This is a genomic window from Actinoplanes sp. NPDC026670, from assembly GCF_040638175.1.
Classification (GTDB): domain Bacteria; phylum Actinomycetota; class Actinomycetes; order Mycobacteriales; family Micromonosporaceae; genus Actinoplanes.
The window spans coordinates 87781-105081 of record NZ_JBEZXU010000001.1; the positions used below are offsets into that span (position 1 = coordinate 87781).

Annotated in this window: 15 protein-coding genes; 8 read left to right on the forward strand and 7 right to left on the reverse strand. The window is 71.2% G+C overall.

Annotation, left to right across the window (positions count from 1 at the left end; translation table 11 throughout):
- Positions 1-87: 87 nt before the first annotated feature.
- The 6 genes from AB0E94_RS00405 to AB0E94_RS00430 all read left to right on the forward strand — a co-directional run bounded on the left by AB0E94_RS00405 (position 88) and on the right by AB0E94_RS00430 (position 6916).
- Positions 88-693 carry an MBL fold metallo-hydrolase gene (locus tag AB0E94_RS00405; protein ID WP_360320099.1) on the forward strand — a complete coding sequence of 202 codons (606 nt, stop codon included), beginning with the start codon at positions 88-90 and terminating at the stop codon, positions 691-693.
- A gap of 51 nt (positions 694-744) precedes the next feature.
- The gene (locus tag AB0E94_RS00410) at positions 745-2919 is read left to right on the forward strand and encodes a hypothetical protein (RefSeq protein ID WP_360320102.1); all 2175 of its coding nucleotides are present in this window, start codon (positions 745-747) and stop codon (positions 2917-2919) included.
- 256 nt (positions 2920-3175) lie between these two features.
- Positions 3176-3688: a hypothetical protein gene (locus AB0E94_RS00415; protein ID WP_360320105.1), complete on the forward strand. Its 513-nt coding sequence runs from the start codon at positions 3176-3178 to the stop codon at positions 3686-3688.
- A gap of 13 nt (positions 3689-3701) precedes the next feature.
- Entirely contained in the window at positions 3702-3977 is a 276-nt protein-coding gene (locus AB0E94_RS00420; protein WP_360320108.1) for a hypothetical protein, read from the forward strand.
- A gap of 72 nt (positions 3978-4049) precedes the next feature.
- On the forward strand, positions 4050-5966 hold the full coding sequence (locus AB0E94_RS00425) for a S8 family serine peptidase (protein WP_360320111.1): 1917 nt from the start codon (positions 4050-4052) through the stop codon (positions 5964-5966).
- Positions 5967-6262: 296 nt separating this feature from the next.
- Complete coding sequence (locus AB0E94_RS00430) at positions 6263-6916, forward strand: DUF3159 domain-containing protein (protein WP_360320114.1); 654 nt, start codon at positions 6263-6265, stop codon at positions 6914-6916.
- Between the two features lie 8 nt (positions 6917-6924).
- Here AB0E94_RS00430 and AB0E94_RS00435 read toward each other — a convergent pair whose 3' ends face one another.
- Together AB0E94_RS00435 and AB0E94_RS00440 are read right to left on the reverse strand one after the other, a co-directional pair.
- Positions 6925-7515 carry a hypothetical protein gene (locus tag AB0E94_RS00435; RefSeq protein WP_360320117.1) on the reverse strand — a complete coding sequence of 197 codons (591 nt, stop codon included), beginning with the start codon at positions 7513-7515 and terminating at the stop codon, positions 6925-6927.
- A complete protein-coding gene (locus tag AB0E94_RS00440; RefSeq protein WP_360320120.1) occupies positions 7512-8033 on the reverse strand; it encodes a sigma-70 family RNA polymerase sigma factor in 522 nt (173 codons plus the stop codon). Before AB0E94_RS00440 ends, AB0E94_RS00435 begins: the two co-directional genes overlap by 4 nt.
- A 92-nt stretch (positions 8034-8125) precedes the next feature.
- Here AB0E94_RS00440 and AB0E94_RS00445 point away from each other — a divergent pair, with 92 nt between their 5' ends.
- Positions 8126-10264, forward strand: coding sequence for a molybdopterin oxidoreductase family protein (locus tag AB0E94_RS00445; RefSeq protein ID WP_360320123.1), 2139 nt, complete (start codon positions 8126-8128; stop codon positions 10262-10264).
- Between the two features lie 496 nt (positions 10265-10760).
- Positions 10761-11420 carry an HAD family hydrolase gene (locus AB0E94_RS00450; protein ID WP_360320126.1) on the forward strand — a complete coding sequence of 220 codons (660 nt, stop codon included), beginning with the start codon at positions 10761-10763 and terminating at the stop codon, positions 11418-11420.
- A 359-nt stretch (positions 11421-11779) separates the two neighbouring features.
- On the opposite strand, the gene AB0E94_RS00455 is transcribed toward AB0E94_RS00450, so the two are convergent.
- From AB0E94_RS00455 to AB0E94_RS00475, 5 genes are all read right to left on the reverse strand, one after another.
- On the reverse strand, positions 11780-12373 hold the full coding sequence (locus tag AB0E94_RS00455) for a response regulator transcription factor (RefSeq protein WP_317787186.1): 594 nt from the start codon (positions 12371-12373) through the stop codon (positions 11780-11782).
- Complete coding sequence (locus tag AB0E94_RS00460; RefSeq protein WP_360320130.1) at positions 12370-13566, reverse strand: histidine kinase; 1197 nt, start codon at positions 13564-13566, stop codon at positions 12370-12372. Before AB0E94_RS00460 ends, AB0E94_RS00455 begins: the two co-directional genes overlap by 4 nt.
- 16 nt (positions 13567-13582) lie before the next feature.
- Positions 13583-14320, reverse strand: coding sequence for an ABC transporter permease (locus AB0E94_RS00465; protein WP_360320133.1), 738 nt, complete (start codon positions 14318-14320; stop codon positions 13583-13585).
- On the reverse strand, positions 14317-15249 hold the full coding sequence (locus AB0E94_RS00470; RefSeq protein ID WP_360320136.1) for an ABC transporter ATP-binding protein: 933 nt from the start codon (positions 15247-15249) through the stop codon (positions 14317-14319). Before AB0E94_RS00470 ends, AB0E94_RS00465 begins: the two co-directional genes overlap by 4 nt.
- 68 nt (positions 15250-15317) lie before the next feature.
- Positions 15318-17270, reverse strand: a complete 1953-nt coding sequence (locus AB0E94_RS00475) for an ATP-binding protein (RefSeq protein ID WP_360320139.1) — start codon at positions 17268-17270, stop codon at positions 15318-15320.
- Between the last annotated feature and the right edge of the window lie 31 nt (positions 17271-17301).

Below are 17301 nucleotides of genomic sequence, written 5' to 3' on the forward strand. Positions count from 1 at the left end.
TCCGGCTCGATGCCAGGTTGAAAATGGTTCGCAGACATGCCCTAGTAACGCTCCCGGATGCGAAAGTGCTTAGCGGACAATCGGAGAATGCTGCGTGTGGATCACGGTGTCGTCTCCGGCACCTTCAGCCTGGACGGTCAGACCTTCGACGTCGACAACAACATCTGGGTGGTCGGCGACGACGAGGAATGTGTGGTGATCGACGCCCCGCACGACGTGGACGCGATCCTCGAGGTGGTCAGCGAGCGCCGGCTGGTGGCGATCGTCTGCACCCACGCCCACGACGACCACGTGCGGGTGGCCCCGGAGCTGCGCGACCGGACCGGCGCGCCGATCCTGCTGCACCCGGCGGAGTGGCCGCTGTGGGAGCTGACCCACGGCAAGGACGTGTGGTGGAACATCGATCTCGCCGACGGCGCCCGCATCCAGGTCGGCGGGTCGACCCTGGAGGTGCTGCACACCCCCGGTCACGCGCCGGGCGCGGTCTGCCTCTACTCGGCCGAGCTGGGTCAGGTCTTCACCGGTGACACCCTGTTCAACGGCGGTCCGGGCGCGACCGGCCGGTCCTACTCCGACGCCGATCTGATCGTCGAGTCGATCCGCAAGCGGCTGTTCGCGCTGCCGCCGTCGACGGTCGTGCACACCGGACACGGCGACGACACGACGATCGAGGCGGAGGCCTCCCGGCTGTAGTCGACGTTTCCCCCTACCATCGGCAGCACTCGCCGACGGAGAGGGGTGTCGATGTCCGACCGCGGTCGTCTGCTGCGTTCACTGTTGACCGCGGACGTGCTCCTCCGGGTGGCCGCGGTGGTGCTGGCGGGTCTGATCGTGGTGCGGTCGCTGCTCGCCGGCGCGGCCGGTTTCTGGTCGATCGTGCTGGTCCTGGCCTCGGCGGCGGCTCTGTGGGCGCTGCTGAGGCTGGGCACGCGGGTGCGTACGGCCCTGTCCGGCGCAGCGGTCGACGCGCCCAGCCTGCCGGCCTTCATCGCCGACCGTCCCCGGTCCCGGCTGGCCGCGACCCTCGGTCTGCTGGTGCTGGTCGTGCACGCCGGGATCACCGGGTACGTCGGGGTCTGGACCATCCTGGTGACGCTGGCGCTGGTGGTGATCGCCACCCTGCTCAGCCCGAACCTGCGGCTGGTCCTGGTGCTCGGCACCACGGCTGTCGTCTTCGCCGCGGCGACGGTCTTCGTGGCCACGTTCTTCCAGGGCAGCACCGAGGCCCGCGCGCTGGCCGTGTCGCTGGCCGCGGTGATCCTGCCGGTGCTGGTGTCGGACAAGCTGGTCGGCCTGTTCAAGCAGCCCGCCCTGACCATCACCCACCAGGCGGTGCTGGCGGTGCTGACCCTGCTGCTCGGGTATCTCGGCTGGACCCGGGCCGACTGGCTGCCGGGTGTCATGCACGACTGTTACACGCTGCCCACCTCGACCGGCATCACCGTGCTGCGGGCGACCGCCGACGGCAGCCGCTGTTACGGGCTGCTCGACACCGCCGACGCCGGGGTGTTCGCGGCGACCGCGTTCGGGCGTGACCCGGTCACCACGAAGCTCGAACGTGCCATCCTCGACGCGAACGAGCCGCTGGCCGAGGGTGACCTGACCGTGGTCTGGCTGGGCGCGCTCTCCTGCGACCCGCCGCCCGGTGGCGGGACCGGCTGCGCGGACGGCCGTGACTACCCGTCCGAGCGGGACCAGTTGCGGGCCATGCTGTTCGCGCAGAAACACATCGCGGACACCACCGAACACCATCTGCATGTGGTGATCGCGGACGCCACCCAGGACGTCCGGCACGCCGGCGACATCGCCAAGATGATCATCAAGCAGCGCGACGCCCTCGGCGACCGGCTCGTGGTGATCGGCGGCGGCGACAGCCGGGACACCACGCAGAACGCGATCGACAGCCTGCTCGCCGCCGGGATCCCGTTCATCGCCCCGAACCTGCTGGCCGACTTCGGCGCGCCCGGCCGCCCGTTCGTCGACCGGCCCGGCTATCTCCAGCTGGCCCCGCCGAATCTGGAGTACGCGAGGGACACCGCGGAACGCCTGGCCGACGAGTTCCCGGACGGCTACCGGCTCGACATCTACCAGCAGCCCAACGCCACCGACTTCTACACCACGTCGCTGGTCAACGACCTGCTGGCCGCCGTCGACCCGAACGACAAGGCGAGCACCAGGCACCTGCCGGCCCTGGACCGGATCGACGAGACGATCTGCGACGGCGCTCCCGGCCCGCCGACGGTCATCTACTTCGCCGACCGCTGGACCAGGTTCGCCGACTTCGTCCAGCGGATCAAGGAGGTGTGCGGGCACGCCCGGCCGCGCCTGGTGATCGCGGACGGCTCGGTCAGCCGGTTCATGGCCAACTATCAGATGCGCGCGGTGAGCATGGCCGACTTCCCGGTCGACTACTACGTCGGCGGTCCCGGCTGTTCCGCGCTCACCGACCCCTCGCTGGACATCCTGACCAGGCAGATCGAACACTTCCACGACCTGTTCGGGATGGCCCAGGGCGAGCGTTTCACCTGCGCCGACCGGGCCCCCGAGGCGGCCGCCAGCGGCGAACTGCGCGACGCCTGCACCCTGGACGCCGCCGCCAAGTCGACCAGCCAGCCCTGCCACCCCAACGACCTGGGCGGGTTCCTGCTGCCGGCCTGGGACGCGGTCCTGCTCGCCGACGCGCTGCTGCCCGCGGCCGGGCGCGACAGCCGTCCCCCACCCGCCGAATACCTGGCCGGCCTCAAGATCAGCGGCCTCCAGTTGTCCACCAAGGGCTCGGTCGCCACGGTCGCCGAGGGCCGCCTCGTCGAGGCCACCGTCCCGGTCCTGCTCTGGCACGTCGACCCGCTCAACGACCCGGCCCGCGTCTGGGAGCGGCCCAGCCCCACCCTGCTGCTTCCGGCGGAGAAGACCCCTTAGCGGGTACGGCCACCGCTCCCCGCCGGACCACGCCGTCCCGGACCACGCCGCGACGCGGTCCGGGCTTGCGGCCTCCAGCGCGGGCGCCGGGCTGAAGCCGCTGGTCACCGGACGGCGCGTTCAGTGTCCTCGTCAGTTGAGGCCGCCGCTGAGTTTCCCGAACTCCCATGACTCCCCGAATTGTTTCGATTACGTTGCGTTTCGGCACGCGGGCGGGTCATCGGGGATCCGCCCGCAGACCGAGGGGAGAAACACCATGAGCACGGCTACGTACGCGCCGACCAATCCGGCGACGGCACTCGGCGATCCGATGCGCTCCGCTCTCGGCGGGCAGTTCCTCGGCGCGACGTACGGTCCGGGCTTCGGGCTCGACCCGCTGATGGGCCAGTACGGGCAGCAGGTCCCGCAGTTCGGCCAGCAGGCCCAGTACCCGTTCCAGCAGGTTCCGCAGTTCGGCCAGCAGGCCCAGTTCCCGTTCCAGCAGCAGCACCACCTCCAGTACGCCATCGCGCAGCACGTCCAGCAGGCCATCGCCAACCAGGTGCAGCAGGCACAGATCCAGCAGGCGATCGCCCAGCAGGTCCAGCAGCAGCAGATCCAGCAGGCCATCGCCCAGCAGGTCCAGCAGCAGCAGATCCAGCAGGCCATCGCCCAGCAGGTCCAACAGCAACAGATCCAGCAGGCGATCGCCCGGCACTGGCAGCAGGGTCACCCCGGCGCCCTGTACGGCAGCTTCGGCTCGCCGTACGGCCAGCAGATGTGGAACTGACCCGGAGCCGGCCGTGACCTACCTCAGCACGATGCCGTTCGGGCCGATGACGGAACCAACCGTCGAAGCGATGCGGCAACCGGCGGCCGCGAGCATTCAGCGGTGCTACCGCTGGCTGGAGGCGGCCTCACCGGTCCTGCCGCAGGTGGCGGCCCTGGCGCCGGGCCTGGTCACGGCAGTTCAGCAGTACGCGGCACAGCAGTACGCGGCCAGCCTGCACCAATCGGCCGCGGTGCTCCAGACGGTGCAGCATCTGCGCGCCACCGTACCGGGGCTACCCGCTCTGTAACGCATCGAATCACCGCGGCCGGATCCCGTACCACCGGGTCCGGCCGCACCCCAATCGAACCGGAGCTGGACCATGACCGACCACAACTCCGCCGTCCCGGTCGGCTCGCGGCGCGAGCGCTACCTGGTGGCGCCGCTCGGCGCCCCGCCCGAGGCCGACCGCTTCTTCACCAGGCTCGGCGAGGACTCCGCCACCACCGTGCACCGCGTCGTCACCACCGTGCCCAGTTTCGCCGTGGTGGACATGGACGCCGACCGGGCCGCCATGCTGACCGCCTCCGGCGCCGCCCACGTCGAACCGGACCTGCCGCTGCGCTACGCCGGCCCGATGCCCGACCACGGGGTGATGCCGCCCGGCGAGGCCGTCCGCGTCCCGTTCCTGGTGACCGGCAGCGACGGCCGCCCGCTCGAGGGCGCCGAGATCTACCTGATGAGCGAGACCTTCCTGCTGCGCGGGGTCACCGGCCCGGACGGCACGGTGACGATCGAGACCCCGTCCGGGGTGCTGCACGCCATGGACGGGGTGCACGTCAAACCCCGCCAGGACTACTGGGCGGTGTGGCTGGGCCGGCCCGCCCTCACCGTCGACCACCCCAACCTGGTGACCTGCCCGTCGTTCGCCGAGACGTTCCCGGGGTTCCCGCAGCGGCCGCTGGACGGCTGGGCGCGCCGGGCCATGCGGTTCGACGCGCTGCCGCCGACGTTCCGCGGTGACGGGGTCCGGATCGCGATCGTCGACTCCGGCGCCTCCGTCGAGCACCCCGACCTGGCCGGCCGGGTCGTCGGCGACCGAGACCAGTGGGCGGACCCGGTCGGGCACGGCACCCACGTCGCCGGGATCATCGGCGGCGCCGACGACGGCCACGGCATCGTCGGTGTCGTCCCGGAGGCGGTGCTGCACTCGTGCCGGATCCTGCCCGGCGGCCGGTTCAGCGACCTGATCGAGGCGATCGACAGGTGCATCGCCGACCAGATCGACGTGATCAATCTCAGCCTCGGCAACGCGCAGCCGTCACTGCTGGTGGCCCGCAAGATCGAACAGGCCCGCCAGGCCGGGATCGCCTGCGTGGCGGCGGCCGGCAGCACCGGCGGCCCGGTGATGTTCCCGGCGTCGCTGCCGACGGTGCTGGCGGTCGCGGCGATCGGCCGGCTCGGCGACTACCCGCCGGAGAGCTATCACGCCACCCGGGTGTACGGGGTGCCGACCGTCGACGGCTACTTCTCCGCCTCGTTCACCTGCCACGGGCCGGAGGTCGACGTGTGCGCGCCGGGCGTCGCGATCGTGTCGTCGGTGCCGGCCTCCGGGTACGCGGCCTGGGACGGGACGTCGTTCGCGGCCCCGTACGTGACCGGGCTCGCCGCCCTGTTGCTGGCCCACCACCCGGATTTCCGGGGCCGGTTCGCCGGCCGGGACGGCAACCGTGTCGACCGCCTCTTCGAGCTCATCCGGACCAGTTGCCGCCCGCTGGCCCTCGGCGATCCGACGCGCAGCGGCGCCGGCCTGCCCGACGCGGTGGCCGCCCTGGGCCTGATCCCACCGGTGACGACGAGCCCGCCCGCACACCCGATCCTGGCCGAACTCTGGACCATGATGGCCCAGTCCGGCCTGATCCCGGTGGCCGTCCCCACCGTCGGCCACCCGCACTTCGCCCAGCTGGGCACCCCGATTGGCGCCGGTATGGGCTCCCCGATGGGTGCCGGTATCGGTTCCCCGATGGGTGCCGGTATGGGCTCCCCCATCGGAGGTCAGATGGGCGGGCCGTTCGGAGGCCACCCGGGCGGCCTGATGGGAGGCCACATGGGTGCGCCGATGGGAACCCACCCGGGCAGCCCGACGGGGTATCCCGGACATTTCGACGGTTCCGATTCGAGCCGGGACGGCGACCAGAACAGGCCGAGCCGGATCACCCTCACCGCCCCGGCCGGTGAGCCACTCGACCCGCTGCGGGCCGCCATGCGTTCAGCCGGCCTGCTCCCCAAGAACCGCTGAAGATCAAACCCCGGCTGGCTCCCACGGCCGTCTCGAGCGCACCGAGACAGCCGTGGGAGCCAGCCGCCGTTTGCGTGGGCCGGAGAGAGCGTTCACGACCAGCCGGTGACCAACGGCTTCAGCCCGGCGGTCGCGTTTCGGCCCGGGGACGGGCCTGCGTCGCGGTCAGCTTCGATCGGGTTCGGGTAGCCGTACCGGAAAGATCGGGAAGGAAGGGTGAGAGAAACGCCTACCTGACGTCGACTGGGGTGGAGGCGCGGGTTAGGCTGCCCTAACCTCTTCAGGGGCGGGTGGACATGGCGCAACCGGAATCGCTGGCGGAGTTGCTGAACGGGCGGCGGGCCGCGGTGGACGCGTCGTTGCCCGCGGTCGGGTTCGTGGTGGGCTGGCTCGCCTTCGGCGACTCGATCTGGGCGGGTGCGATCGCCGCCGTGATCGTCGCGATCGGGCTGTCGGCCTGGCGGCTGCGTAAAGGCGACAAACCGCGTGCCGTGCTGATCGGGCTGCTAGTGGTGTGTGTCGCCGCGCTGATCGCCCTGTACACCGGCAAGGCGGAGAATTTCTTCCTGCTTCAGCTGCTCAGCAACGGGGCCAGCGCCCTCGTCTGGATCATCAGCATCGTCGTCAGGTGGCCGCTGCTCGGGATCGTGGTCGGCACCGTGCTCGGCCAGCGGACCAGGTGGCGGCGTGACCCGGCGCTGCTCAAGGCATATTCGCGGGGCAGTTGGGTGTGGGTCGCGCAATATGTGATCCGGGTGGCCGTGTTCCTGCCGCTCTATCAGGCCGGATATCTGGCGGCGCTGGGCACCGCGCGGGTCGTGCTGTCCGGGCCGCTGGTCGCAGCATGTCTGGCGGTGAGCTGGTGGGTGATCCGCCGCAACCTGCCGGCGGACCACCCGGGCCTGCGTCACCCGGTCATCAACGAGCCGGCCGAGAAGACCGCCTCATAGATGCCGGCTCAGAAGGCCGCCTCGTAGAGTTCGCGCAGGCCGATCGAGTCGGCTTCGCCGCTGTAGCCGCAGATCATCACGGTGCCTTCGGCGGCGGAGACCAGGTAGGTCTTTCCCGTCTCGAACTTCCCGCTGCCGAGCATCGTCTCGGAGCTGTCCCCGGCCTGCGCGACGACGACGTCATCGGCCGTCGCACCGCGGAACACGTGCGACACCTTCAGGGTGACCCGGCCGTTGTCGATCAGTGCCACGGTGCCCTCGAAGGCGAAGTCGGCGGACGTGGCGAGTTGCTGTGGCTGTGGTTCCCGGCACTTGGCCTGCACCCCGGTGGCGGTGAGCTCGACGACCTTGGCCGGCCGGGGCGACATCGCGATCGCCGGTGTCGGAGCCGGAGTCGGTGTGTCCGTCCTGGTCACCGCCCATGCGGCACCGCCGGCGATCAGTACCAGGGCGGCAGCGACGGGCAGCGCCCACTTGTTCGAGCGGCTGGACATGGTTTCCTCCACGAGATGCGCGACCTGGGCGGGGGACGCCGGTTCCAGCGAAGCGGCCGGGTCGGCACTCCGCAGTCGGGCCCGCAGATCGTCGTCGTCGGTCACGGCCGGCTCCCCTCTGTCGACTCCTCATGTCCGGAAGAGGTCATGGTCTTTCGGAGTTTCTCCTTGGCCCGGTGCAGCCGGATCGAGGCTGCGTTCGCGGTGATCCCGAGGGCGACGGCGATCCCGGCCGGCGCCAGGTCCTCCCACGCCCACAGCCGCAGGATCTCGGCTTCCTCAGGCCGCAGGCGGCGCAGCGCCGCGGCGAGTTCGTCGTCGGCAGGCGCCGGCCCGTCGACGACCTGTGGCGGCGGGTCGAGCCGGGTGATCCGGGCGAGCAGCCGGAACTGGCGGCGCTGCCCGCGTTCGGCGTTGGCCAGGCAGAGGCGGGCCACCCCGTACGCCCAGGGCAGGTGCTCGGCGGGCATCTCGTCGAACCGGCGCCAGCAGATCAGCAGCGTCTCGGAGAGCACGTCGTCGGCGGTCGCCGGGTCGGTGCGCCGGGCCAGGTAGCGCCGGACGGCGTCGATCACCGCCGGCGCCAGGGTCTCGAACCGCGCCCGGCGCGAGTCGACGTTCACGAGGTCCACCCTGTCTCATGTCCGGCACCGGGGGTGTTCTTTCACGGTCGGTGCAACGATACTGACCGGTAACCCAGCGTCGGGAGAGAACCATGCGGACCGCGTACCGGACATGCCCGTTCTGCGAGGCCGCCTGCGGTCTCGAGCTGACCGTCGACGGCGACCGGGTGACCGCCGCCCGCGGCGACCGCGAGCACGTCTTCAGCCACGGTTTCGTCTGTCCCAAGGGCGCGACGTTCGCGCAGCTCACGCACGATCCGGACCGCCTCCGGCAGCCGCTGGTCAACGGCCGCGAGGCGTCCTGGGACGAGGCCTTCGACGCGGTCCGGGCAGGTCTTCGCCCGATTCTTGAGCGGTACGGGCCGAACGCGCTCGCCGTCTATCTCGGCAACCCCAACGCGCACACCATGTCGGGCGGGCTCTACGTCACCCCGCTGCTGCGTGCGCTCGGCAGTCGCAACGTCTATTCGGCGAGCACCGTCGACCAGATGCCGAAACACGTGTCGTGCGGCTACCTGTTCGGCAATCCGCTGATCATTCCGGTGCCGGACGTGGACCATACCGACTTCATGCTGATCCTCGGCGCGAACCCGTGGGAGTCGAACGGCAGCCTCGCCACCGCCGCCGACTTCCCCGGCCGGCTCAAGGCGCTACAGGCGCGGGGCGGCCGTTTCGTGGTCGTCGACCCGCGCCGCACGGTGACCGCCGCGCACGCCGACGAGCACCTGTTCATCCGGCCCGGCGCGGACGCGTACCTGCTGTTCGGCATCGTGCACACGCTGTTCGCGGAGAACCTGGTCGACCTGGGTGACATCGCCGGGCACGTCAGCGGGATCTCCGCGGTGAAGGAGCTCGCCGCCGGCTTCGACCCGGAGGCCGTCGCCGCCGCCTGCGGGATCCCGGCCGACCGGATCCGCGGCCTGGCCCGTGAGCTGGCCGCCGCCCCGACCGCCGCCGTCTACGGCCGGATCGGCACCTGCACGGTCGAGTTCGGCACCATCGCGAGCTGGCTCGTCGACGTGATCAACATCCTGACCGGCAACCTCGACCGGCCCGGCGGTGTGATGTTCCCGCTCGCCCCGCACCTGGCCGACGAGGCCAAACGCGGCAAGGGGTTCCGGGTCGGGCGCTGGCACAGCCGGGTTCGCGGGCTGCCCGAGGTGAAGGGTGAGCTTCCGGTCGCCACGCTGGCCGACGAGATCGAGACACCTGGTGACGGGCAGGTCCGCGCGCTGCTCACCATCGCCGGGAACCCGGTGCTGTCCACCCCGAACAGTGGCCGTCTCGACCGTGCCGTGGCCGGGCTGGACTTCATGGTCAGCGTGGACCCGTACCTGAACGAGACGACCAGGCACGCCGACGTGGTGCTGCCGCCGACCGACGCCGCCCGCAAGGGACACTACGACTTCTCGTTCCTGGCGCTGTCGGTGCGCAACTTCGCGGCGTACTCCCCGCCGGTTCTGCCGCCCGATCCGGCGGTACCCGACGAGTGCGACATCCTGGCCCGGCTCACGCTGATGGTCTCCGGCCAGCCGGACGGCGACCCGGCCCTGCTGCACGACTTCCTGCTCCAGCAGGCCCTGGCCAAGGCGCCGGCCGAACTCCACGACCAGATCACCGGCGACCACCCGGCCGAGCGTCTTCTCGACGTGGCACTGCGCACCGGGGCGTACCGGCTCAGCCTGCGACAACTCCTCGACAACCCGCACGGAATCGACCTCGGCCCGCTGCGGCCCCGTATCCCGGCGGTGTTGCGGACCCCGTCCGGGACCGTCGAGCTCGTCGTGCCGGCGCTGGTCGAGGAGACCGCCCGCCTGCACGCCGCGCTCGGCCGCCGGCACGACGAGCTGGTTCTCGTCGGCCGCCGCCACCTGCGCTCCAACAACAGCTGGATGCACAACGTGCCGGCGCTGATCAAGGGCCGTGACCGGTGCACGCTCCAGGTCAGCCCGGCCGACGCGGGCCGGCTGTCGCTCACCGACGGCGAACCGGCCCAGGTCACCTCGCGGGCCGGCTCACTCACGGTCCGGGTGGAGGTCACCGACCGGGTGATGCCGGGCGTCGTCAGCCTCCCGCACGGCTGGGGCCACGACGCGCCGGGCACCCGGTTGTCGGTCGCCGCCACCAGCCCCGGCGTCAACTCCAACATCCTCACCGACGAGCTGATCATCGACCCGCTCTCCGGCAACAGCGTCCTGAACGGCATCCCCGTCTCCCTGAAACCCGCCTGACGCCCCCACCCCATCCTTCGCCGCCCACCCCCACCCGTTTCACCCGCCACCACTCTTTCGTGCCGCCCTTCGCACGTGCCTCCAACCTTCGCCTTGGATGGCCGTCCAGGCTTTGCCGGGAGCGGACCGCCGAGGGCGCATCCGCTGGCCGGAGCGGTGGTCAGCGCACACGTTCGCCGATCGTGTGCGCCTGCTTCGCTCTGACGGGGACGTGCGCACACGTTGTCCCCTCTGCGTGCCCCTGTCGTCGTTCCGACGAGGGTGAAATCGCACGTTGCCGCATTGTGTGCGCTGGTCGTCGCGCCGGCGACCACGCCGGGCCGAGCGCCGGCGACCACGCCGGGCCGAGTGCCGGCGACCGCGCTGGGCCGAGTGCTGGTGGCCGCGCTGGGCCGAGTGTTGGCCGCCGCATCTGGCCGAAGGTCGGCGGCCGTCATCGTGGAAGTCCAGGAGATCGTGACGCTTTTTCGTCGGAGATGGGACCTAAGCTGACGGCATGATCCGAGCGGTGGTCTTCGATGTCGGCGAGTGCCTTGTGGACGAGACCCGGATCTTCGGGGAGTGGGCCGACTGGATGGGGGTGCCGCGGCACACGTTCTCGGCTGTGTTCGGTGCGGTGATCGCCGCCGGGCTTGATCATCGGCGGGCGTTCGAGCTGCTGCGGCCGGGGTTCGACCTGGCGGCGGAGCGGGTCAGGCGAGCGGACGCCGGGCAGGCCGAGGGGTTCGGCGAGAGCGATCTCTATCCGGATGTGCGGCCGGCGCTCACCGCTCTGCGTGCCGCCGGACTGTGGGTGGGGATCGCGGGGAACCAGCCGGTCCGGGCCGGCGGCGATCTGCGGGCACTCGACCTGCCGGCCGACATGATCGGGACGTCCGAGGACTGGGGTGTGTCGAAACCGGACATTGCGTTCTTCCACGCGGTCCGCCAGCGGGTGCCGTTCGGCCCGGAGCAGACGCTTTACGTCGGCGACCGTCTGGAGAACGACGTGCTCCCCGCGGCGGCGGCGGGTTTCCGGACGGCGCTGATCAGGCGTGGCCCCTGGGCGCACATCCACCAGGACGACCCCCGCGTGGAGCTGGAAACGACCATGCGGATCGACACCTTGGCCGACCTGCCGGCGCGGATCAAGGAGTTCAACACGACAGCCACCTGACCGCCGGTCGGCACGCGGCTGCACGGCCTGGTTCGTGTGCCGGGCCGTGGTGCGGTTCGGACCGTAGGTTGGCACGCTCGGGTTTGTGCCGAGCCGTGGTGCGATCCGGACCGCAGGTTGGCACGCGCGGGTTTGTGCCGGGCCGTGGTGCAGTTTGGGCCGTAGGTCGGCACGCGGCTGTGCGGCCTGGTTTGTGTGCCGGGTCGTGGTGCGGTTCGGACCGTAGGTTGGCACGCTCGGGTTTGGGGGTGGGCACGCAACCGGCCCGGCGGGCGCGTTTCGGTCTGGGGCCGGGAGACGTCGCGTGGTGGCCAGGGGAGGGGTGGGTTGCGGGTGGGGGCGGCCGACGCCGTACCGAATCAGATCCATCCCATGCGCTGGGCCTGGTGGATCGCGGTCAGCCGGTTGGGCGCGCCGAGTTTGGTCATCGCGTTCGAGAGGTAGTTGCGGACCGTGCCCTCGGTGAGATGCAGCCGGGTCGCGATGTCGGCGACCGAGGCGCCGGAGGCGGCCAGGGAGAGGGTGTCGCGTTCACGGTCGGTGAGCGGGCTTTCGCCGGCCATCATGGCCGACGCGGCGAGTTCCGGGTCGAGGTAGCGGCCGCCGGCGTGGATGCGGCGGATGGCTTCGGCGAGTTCGGCGCTGGAGGCGTCCTTCGGGATGAAGCCGCGCACCCCGGCGGCGATGGCCCGGCGCAGGTAGCCGGGCCGGGCGAACGTGCTGAGGATGAGCATGGCACGGCCGGGGAGCCGTTCGGCGACGGTGAGCCCGTCGAGGCCGGGCATCTCGATGTCCAGCACGATCACGTCCGGGTCGTGCGCGGTGACGGCCGGGATCACGTCGTCGCCGCGGCCGCACTGGGCGACCACCGTGAGGTCCTCCTCGAACTCCAGCATCATGGCCAGCGCCTCCCGGATGAGGTGCTGGTCGTCGGCGAGCAGTACCCGGATCATGCGGTTTCCCAAGGTGGAGCGGACGGTGCGGAGGGTGCGGCGGCCCCGGCGACCCCGGACGGTGCGGTGGCTCGGACCAGGAAGCGGCCGTCGCCGGTGGGCTGGGCGGTGAGGGTGCCGCCGACGGCGGTGAGCCGTTCGGCGAGACCGGCCAGGCCGGTGCCGCCCTGGTCGACGGCGGGGCCGGCGCCGTCGTTGACGACTTCGAGGACCGCGGAACCGTCGGCGGCCCACAGGGTGACCGTGCACCAGCTGGCCGAACTGTGCCGCAGAATGTTCGTGGCGCTCTCCCGGACCACCCAGGCGAACGGCCCGGCCGCCTCCGGGCCGACCGCGCCGTCCGGCAGGTCGACCTTGCAGCGGACGCCGTCGGCCTCCAGGATGGCCTGCACGCTGGCGATCTCGGAGGCCAGGTCGAGGATCCGGTACCCGCGGACCGCCGACCGGATCTGGCGCAGGCTGTCCTGGGCGAGCGCACGCACCTCGGCCATCTGCGCGGCGGCCCGGTCGGTGTCGATGGTGGTGAGCTTGCCGGCCAGTTCGCTTTTCACGGCGATCACCGACAGGCTGTGGCCGACCAGGTCGTGCAGGTCACGGGCGAACCGCAGGCGTTCCTCGGTGACCGCGAGCCGGGCCTCGGCGTCCTTGCTGTGGTGGGCCTGCTCGGCGAGGTCGAGGATCCAGATCCACAGCTTGTTCGCCCACGGCAGGGTCAGGCACATGACGCCGTAGATGACCGCGTAGGCGCCGATCGGCAGCGCCTGCGGGCCCGGGTTGACGAACCCGACGGTGATGCCGACGGCGGCGGTGCCGAGCGCCAGCAGGACCGTGATGATCCGGTTGGTGCGGACCGTGACCAGGCTGACCCAGGCGATCGCGATCATGCCCCAGCCGGCCGGGTTGGCGTCCTGCGCGATCAGGATGGTCAGCACGGCCGCACCGGAGATCGTGGTGTCGATCCGGCTGCGGCGGGCCAGCCGCGGCCAGAAGATCGACACCGCACGGAGCAGCCGGACCATCGACCACGTGAAGACCACCATCGCCGCGAGCGCCACGGCCACCCGGGGACCGGACAGCCGGTTCTCGGTCGCGTAGAGGCTGAGCCCGGCGAGCGCCCCGAACCAGGCCAGGATCAGGCTGAAGCTCAGGCTCCACATGGTGATCCGCTGGGCCCGCTGGATCGCGCCGGTCATGTCGACACCCTAGCTTTCAGCCGCGCCGCGGGTCCCAGCGGAAGAACCGCCGGGCCAGGACCGCGGCCACGGCCACCCAGGCGGCCAGCACACCGAGCGACGTCCATTCGAAGCCGGCGCCGTAGCCGGCCCGCACCAGGTCGGCGATCGGGGTCAGCGGCAGGTACTCGGAGATCTGCTGGAGCCGGTCCGGGAAGGCGCCGGCCGGCACGATCACCGGGGACAGGATCAGGCAGACGAGCATCACCGGTACGGTCGCCAGCTGCGCCAGCTCACCCGACGAGCTCAGTCCGGAGATCGCCATCGACAGCAGCGCGAACACGGCCGCCCCGCCGAGCGCCGCGATCAGCACGAGCAGTGGGTTGCCGGGCAGCCCGAAGCCCATCACCACGAGCGCGACCCCGACGGCGAGCGCCTGGAGCAGGTAGACCGCGGTGGCGCCGGCCGCGCTGCCGCCGAGGATCGCGGTTGCCGACGCCGGCCCGCCGAGCAGCCGCTTCAGGACGAGCTCCTCACGGCGGCTGGTGTAGAAGCCGGCCAGGTTCACCAGCGGGGCGAACATCAGCAGCCCGGCGATCTGTCCGGTCAGGATGAACTCGACGGCGTCGCGGTCGCCCTGCCCGGCGCTGAACACCAGGAACGCGGCGACACCGAGCGGCATGAGCACGGCGTTGGTGAGGGCCGACCGGTTCCGGAAGATCATCGTCAGGTCGAGGCGGGCCAGCCGGTAGATGTGCGCGAGGTCGGTCTTCACTGGTTCTCCACGATGCTCAGGAACACGTCTTCGAGGGAGGCGGGGCGGACCGACAGCCGGTCCAGCGTGACGTTCTGCGCGGCGGCCCAGGCCAGCAGCGTCGCCACCGCCCGGTGGGCCCGGCCGTCCGGGTCGCCGTCGGTGACCGTCCAGCGGGCGGCCGGGTGGCCGTCGGTGACGGCGACCTCCGGGGGCCGGCCGTCGAGCCGGGGCAGGGCGTCGATCGGGGTGTGCGCCGGAACCCGGAAGGCGATCCGGTCCCCGTGCCCGGCGACCACCTCGGGCACCGTTCCGGCGATCCGGATCTCACCCCGGTGCATGATCGCGATCCGGTCCGCGAGCCGTTCGGCCTCTTCCAGGTAGTGGGTGGTGAGCAGCACGGTGGTGCCGCCGGCGACCAGCTCCTGGATCAGCTTCCAGGTGGCGATGCGGGCCTCCGGGTCCATGCCGGTGGTCGGCTCGTCGAGGAACAGCACCTCGGGCCGGCCGACGATGGCGAGCGCCAGGTCGAGGCGGCGCTTCTGACCGCCGGACAGTTGCCGTACCGCGGTGCCGGCCTTGTCGGTGAGGTCGACCCGTTTCAGGGCGTCGGCCCGGGAGATCGGGTGGGCGTGCAGGTCGCGCCAGAGGTCGACGGTCTCGGCCACCGTGAGGTCGCCGATCAGGCCGCTCTCCTGGAGCATGATCCCGACCCGGGGCCGCAGAGCCTTCCGGTTCCGGTACGGGTCCGCGTCCAGCAGGCGCACGCTCCCCGAAGCGGCCGGCCGGAACCCCTCGAGCACCTCCATGGTGGTGGTCTTACCGGCCCCGTTCGTGCCGAGCAGGGCGAACAGCTGCCCGCCGCCGACGCTGAAGTCGATGCCCCGTACTGCTTCGAAATCCCCGTACCGCTGGCGGAGGCCGTCCACTTCGATCGTCTGTGTGCTCATGCATCAATGGTTCGCGATCCGGACCGTGGCGGGCAGTCGCCGGAGTCAGCGATCAGCCATGACAGATGTCATGTGACATCGTGGCGAACACACATCGTGTCGAAGACTTTGTGCAGCAGATCCCCGCTGGTGAACGGCTTCTCGATGAAGGCGATCCCGTCGTCGAGCACGTGGGTGGTGCCGAGCAGCCCGTTGCTGTATCCGGACATGAACAGCACAGGCATGTCCGGATGCTCGGCACGGACCAGTTCGGCCAGTTTCGGCCCGGTCATCTCCGGCATGATCACGTCGGTGAGCAGCAGGTCGCAGCCGTGTTCCTGGAACACCCGCAGCCCTTCGGCCCCGTTGGCGGCGATCCGGACCTGATACCCGCCGTTCGACAGGATCCGGGTGATGATCCGGGCCAGCGCCACCTCGTCCTCGACCACGAGCACGGTCCGCCCGTCCCCTCGTGGCGGCGCGTCGGTGCGGGCCGCCGGCGGGGTCGCCCCGGCCGCCGCCGAGATCGGCAGGTAGATCCGGAACGTGGTGCCCACCCCCAGTTCGGAGTAGACGTTGATGCTGCCGCCCGCCTCGGCGACGATGCCGTACACGGTGGCCAGGCCCAGCCCGGTCCCGCGGCCGCGCGGTTTCGTGGTGAAGAACGGCTCGAAGATCCGCGCCGCGGTCTCCGGCGCCATGCCCTCCCCGGTGTCGCTGACCAGCAGCCGTGCGTACGTCCCGCCCGGCAGTGGTGGCTGCATGTTCAGCTCCTCGCCGTCCAGGGCGGCCACGTTCGCCTCCAGCACCACGGTTCCGCCGTCGGGCATCGCGTCCCGCGCGTTGATCGCCAGGTTCAGCAGGATCTGGTGCACCTGGCCCGGGTCGGCGTGCACACACAGCGGCGCCGGCGCCGGCACCGCGATCAGCGTGATGTGCTCGCCGATGGTGCGTTCCAGGACGGCGTGCACCTCGGCGATCGCCCCGTTCAGGTCGACGTCACGCAACTGGATGGTGTCGCCGCGGGTGAACGTGAGCAGCTGCCGGGTCAGGCTGGTGGCCCGGTCCACCGCGGTCCGCACGTGCGCCAGGTCGGCCTGCACGTGCGGCAGGTCCCGGGTCTCGTCGATCACGAAGTCGGTGTAGTTCGCGATGATCGCCAGGATGTTGTTGAAGTCGTGCGCCACCCCGCCCGCCAGGTTGCCCAGGCTCTCCATCCGTTTGGCCTGGTCGCTGCGTTCCTGCACGGCGCGCTGGCGTTCCGCGGCCTCCTTCTCGGCGGACACGTCCCGGGCGATCACCGACACCCCGATCACCGCGTCGGCCTGGTCGGTCACCGGGGTGACGGTGAACGCCGCCTCGACCGGGCGGCCGTCCTTGCGGAGGCGGCGTCCCTCGTACGAGAAACTGCCCTCCCCGGCCCGCATCCGCGCCAGCATGTCCGCCTGCTGCCCGGCGCCGTCCGGGCCGGCCAGCAGCGAGGCCGGCTGGGCCAGTGCCTCCGCGGCGGTCCAGCCGAAGATCCGTTCGGCGCCGCCGTTCCACGCGTTGATCGTGCCGTCCGGGGTGAGCCCGATGATCGCGTCGGCGCTGTCCTCGACCACGGTCGCCAGCGTCGCCTGGTGCGCCTCGGCCAGGTCCCGGGCCGCCCGCTCGCGCGCGTCGGCCTCGTCCAGCCGCATCTGCCCCCACGGGTCGACGTAGATCGCGCCCTTCTGCAGCAGCACGCCGTACCCGCGGCGCAGCGTCCAGTAGTAGATGCCGACCGCCGCCGTGCACGCGTCCCAGAGCGCCGACGCCGCCGACCAGGCCGGGCCGGCCTGGTGCACGTGCGTCTCCCGCAGCACCACCAGCGCCTGGAACGCCATCACCGAGTGGAACCCGTGGCCGACCGCGCAACTGAAGAAGATCAGCGCGGTGGCGGTGGCGAGTTTGTTCGAGCCCAGCTGCCCGGCCCGGTGCACGGGTACCACGATCGACACCATGATCGCCGCATAGGCGACCATGATGAACAGGTTGGCCAGCAGGAACAGTTGCGGCACGTCCTCACGATCGGACGCGCGCGTGACGAAC

What these genes read in the sequence shown, in the direction of transcription:
- AB0E94_RS00405 (WP_360320099.1), top strand. Translation starts at nt 88, where the DNA reads ATGCTGCGTGTGGATCACGGTGTCGTCTCCGGCACCTTCAGCCTGGAC.
- AB0E94_RS00410 (WP_360320102.1), top strand. Translation starts at nt 745, where the DNA reads ATGTCCGACCGCGGTCGTCTGCTGCGTTCACTGTTGACCGCGGACGTG.
- AB0E94_RS00415 (WP_360320105.1), top strand. Translation starts at nt 3,176, where the DNA reads ATGAGCACGGCTACGTACGCGCCGACCAATCCGGCGACGGCACTCGGC.
- AB0E94_RS00425 (WP_360320111.1), top strand. Translation starts at nt 4,050, where the DNA reads ATGACCGACCACAACTCCGCCGTCCCGGTCGGCTCGCGGCGCGAGCGC.
- AB0E94_RS00430 (WP_360320114.1), top strand. Translation starts at nt 6,263, where the DNA reads ATGGCGCAACCGGAATCGCTGGCGGAGTTGCTGAACGGGCGGCGGGCC.
- AB0E94_RS00445 (WP_360320123.1), top strand. Translation starts at nt 8,126, where the DNA reads ATGCGGACCGCGTACCGGACATGCCCGTTCTGCGAGGCCGCCTGCGGT.
- AB0E94_RS00450 (WP_360320126.1), top strand. Translation starts at nt 10,761, where the DNA reads ATGATCCGAGCGGTGGTCTTCGATGTCGGCGAGTGCCTTGTGGACGAG.
- AB0E94_RS00455 (WP_317787186.1), bottom strand. Translation starts at nt 12,373, where the DNA reads ATGATCCGGGTACTGCTCGCCGACGACCAGCACCTCATCCGGGAGGCG.
- AB0E94_RS00460 (WP_360320130.1), bottom strand. Translation starts at nt 13,566, where the DNA reads ATGACCGGCGCGATCCAGCGGGCCCAGCGGATCACCATGTGGAGCCTG.
- AB0E94_RS00470 (WP_360320136.1), bottom strand. Translation starts at nt 15,249, where the DNA reads ATGAGCACACAGACGATCGAAGTGGACGGCCTCCGCCAGCGGTACGGG.